We start from the raw sequence: 3,333 nt of genomic DNA, 5'->3' as shown, positions 1-3,333 counted from the left end.
CTTAAAAAGAAATACGAGAGATAAAATGCAGTTTATATACAATATAAAGAATTCTGAATCTCAATATACAGTTGAACAAATCCAGGAAGCGATCGACGCTTTTAAGAACTCGGTACGATTTGATTTTATTAAGACTCTTGATGATAAGAGCCTTATTTCTTCGACTCTTGAAATCTATGAACAATTTAAAGATCGCACGAACTTCGTACAAGTTGGTATTGGAGGAAGCTCTCTTGGTCCAGAAATGCTTATTAAGGCCATCAAAAGAACTGATAAGAACTTTTATTTCTTAAACAATATCGACACTGACCACACGGTAGAGACATTAAAGTCTTTTGATATCAAAGATTCAATTTTCTATGTTGTCTCGAAATCTGGTGGTACCGCAGAAACGATGGCCCAAATGGCGATCATCACGAATACCCTTTTAGAAAAGGGTGTAAAAGAAAGTGAACTATCAAAGTACTTTGTTTTCTGTACGGATCCAGTTGAAAGCTCATTAAAAGACCTAGCTCAAGAACTAGGGATTAAATATTTAACAGTCCCTTCAAATGTTGGAGGAAGATTTAGTGTACTTACACCAGTTGGTCTTCTCCCGGCTCTATTTGCAGGAATTGATATCGAATTAATGAACTCAAGTGCTTCTCAGTTTGCTAACAAGTTTATTGATTCTGATGAGTTAATTAAGCTTACTCAAACTGTACTTGATCTTCATCACTCGGGGGTCAATGAGACCGTTCTAATGCCTTATAGCTCGAAACTAAGAGAACTTTCCTTTTGGTTTGTGCAATTATGGGCTGAGAGTTTAGGAAAGAAAAAAGGAAGCGACAGAGTTGGCCTAACTCCAATTCCATCATATGGTGCAACTGATCAACACTCGCAAATGCAACTATTCATGGAAGGGCCAAGAAATAAACTTCTCTTTATGGTGCATGTTGAAAACTGCCAGCACGAACTAAAACTGACAAATAGTTTTAACCATTCAAAATTAAAGAAACTCAATAATTTCTCTCTAAAGAATCTTATGGATGCAGAGTTTTTTGGCACTTTAAAGGCTTTAGACGAACAAGAAATTCCATATATCCACCTAGGGATAGAGTCTGTTTCAGAAAAATCTCTTTCTGAGCTAATATTACTCTTTGAAATCTTGACGGCAATTACAGGTTTAACCCTTAAAATTGACCCTTTTGATCAACCAGGTGTCGAGGCCGGAAAAATCTACTCATTTGAGTGGTTAGATAAGTCCTTATAGGGCTTAAGGAATGATATACCCTGTTGCCTTTGACGGCTGACAGGGTTAAAATTCTAACTAGCAAATTTTAATCATTTCGAAACGTTATGAGGAATAATCATGGGTGATGATGCAACGGTTGTACTAACCGATATCAAAGCAGCCTTAGCTTCAGCAGAAAATGAAGCTTCAGAAAAACCAGCGGCCCTTCTAGTAGTTGGAGGCGAGCTCAATGGTACTCTTTTTGATTTAACAACAGAGGAAATTCTTTGTGGAAGAAGTGCAAAGAATGAAATCACGCTTGAGTTTAATGGAATCTCTAGAGAGCACTTTAAACTAACTGCGATTGAAGGCGGTTACCAAGTTGAAGATGCTGGTTCAAGAAATGGAACTTTCTTAAACAATGAGAAGCTTGATGGTCCAAAAGAATTAAATAAAGGTGACATTATCAAAATTGGTGCTGTTGCTCTTAAATTCTTACCTAAGGGTGATCCTGAGAGATTAACTTACGACAAGTTAAACCTTGAGGCCAATACTGATGGTCACACAGGTTGTTACAATAAGACTTACTTCAATAACAAGATTGATATGGAAGTAAAGAAGTCTAAAGTGACTGGTTCTCCCCTATCTTTGATCGTTTTTGACCTAGACCATTTTAAGAAACTAAATGATAACTACGGTCACGATGCTGGAGACTTTGTTCTAAAAGAGCTAGCTAACCTCATTAGAAATAATGGAGTTAGAGAAGATGATATCTTTGCAAGATACGGTGGCGAGGAATTTGTTATCCTACTCCCAAAAACAAATCTAAAGCAGTCATATGAAATTGCTGAGAGGCTTCGTAAAGTAGTTGAGTCACATGACTTTATCTATGATGGAAGTAAGCTTCCAGTGACTGCATCAATTGGTGTGTCAGACTATAGGAAAGGAGTTTCTACAGGGACGGACCTATTTAAGAGAGCTGATGAGGCGGTTTACAAATCCAAGGAAGGCGGAAGAAACCAAGTTAATTTCTACCGTGAGTAACTTGGAATGGATTTTGAGACAGAAAATAACCGAATCAATCTATTACCTGAACATTTAATTGATCAAATAAAGGCCGGAGAAGTTGTAGAACGTCCGGCCAATGTTCTTAAAGAGCTACTCGAAAATTCAATCGATGCTGGCGCTAGCGAAGTAAAAATCACTTTAAAAGAAAATGGCCTAGACCTTATCGCAATAGAAGATAATGGTAATGGGATGTACTACGAAGAGCTCCCCTACGCTTTTTGTCGTCATGCAACGTCCAAAATTAATAGCTTTGAAGATATATACAAGTTAAATACCTTTGGGTTTCGTGGAGAAGCTCTTGCAAGTATCTCAAGTGTCTCGCGTATCTCTTGTCATTCAGCACCTCAAGACGATCTTGAACAAGGTGGTAAACTTATCATACATGGTGCTCAAACTGTTGAGCATGCCTATTATAAGCCGAGTAAGAGTGGAACATCTCTCTATGTCAAAGACCTCTTTTACAATACTCCTGTTCGACTAAAATTTGTTAAATCAAAAATTAGTGAAAAGAATGCTTTAAAGAGAATCATCAATGCCTTTCTCATTTCCTACCCCCATGTAAAGTTCTTTGTCACTTGGGATGATAAGGACCGTGAGATATATCCTCCATTTTCGATGGAAGAAAAGGCCAAGAGAATAACTAATGTTATAGGTCCTAAAAAAACTCCTATTAATCTTATGGAGGCCAATAATAGCTACCTTAACAATTCTATTCGTTGCTTTGTTTCTAAAGAGTCATCAAAGGGAAATGCTGGAAAACATCATTATCTCTTCGTCAACAATAGGCTCTTCACCGATAAGAAAATTCATCAGATCATTATTCGTAATATGGAGAAGTATTGGAACTTTGGTGAGACAGGACACTATATTATCGAACTTACAGTTCCTGAACATGAGATTGACGTCAATGTTCACCCAAACAAAACCCTAATAAAGTTTTTAAAAGCAAACGAAGTTTTCTCTCTTATTTCGGCCTCTATAAAAAAGCTGATTTCTGAAAACCAAAGAGATGATTTTGATATTGAGAACTCTCCAACAATGGAGTTTGGTGA

General features: G+C 37.1%; 3 protein-coding genes. All 3 read left to right on the top strand.

Going from position 1 to position 3,333, the window contains the following annotated elements; translation table 11 throughout:
* Nucleotides 1–1,252 (top strand): glucose-6-phosphate isomerase (locus M901_RS07205; protein WP_021277527.1); only part of this gene is annotated, 1,252 nt, incomplete at its 5' end.
* Between the two features lie 99 nt (nt 1,253–1,351).
* Complete coding sequence (locus M901_RS07200; protein ID WP_021277526.1) at nt 1,352–2,257, top strand: GGDEF domain-containing protein; 906 nt, start codon at nt 1,352–1,354, stop codon at nt 2,255–2,257.
* A gap of 6 nt (nt 2,258–2,263) precedes the next feature.
* A partial coding sequence (gene mutL, locus M901_RS07195; protein ID WP_021277528.1) for a DNA mismatch repair endonuclease MutL occupies nt 2,264–3,333 on the top strand: 1,070 nt, incomplete at its 3' end.

The organism is Bacteriovorax sp. DB6_IX, assembly GCF_000447775.1.
Lineage (GTDB): Bacteria > Bdellovibrionota > Bacteriovoracia > Bacteriovoracales > Bacteriovoracaceae > Halobacteriovorax_A.
The sequence above is the reverse complement of the archived record's forward strand: the minus strand, read 5'-3'. Positions and strand labels throughout refer to the sequence as shown.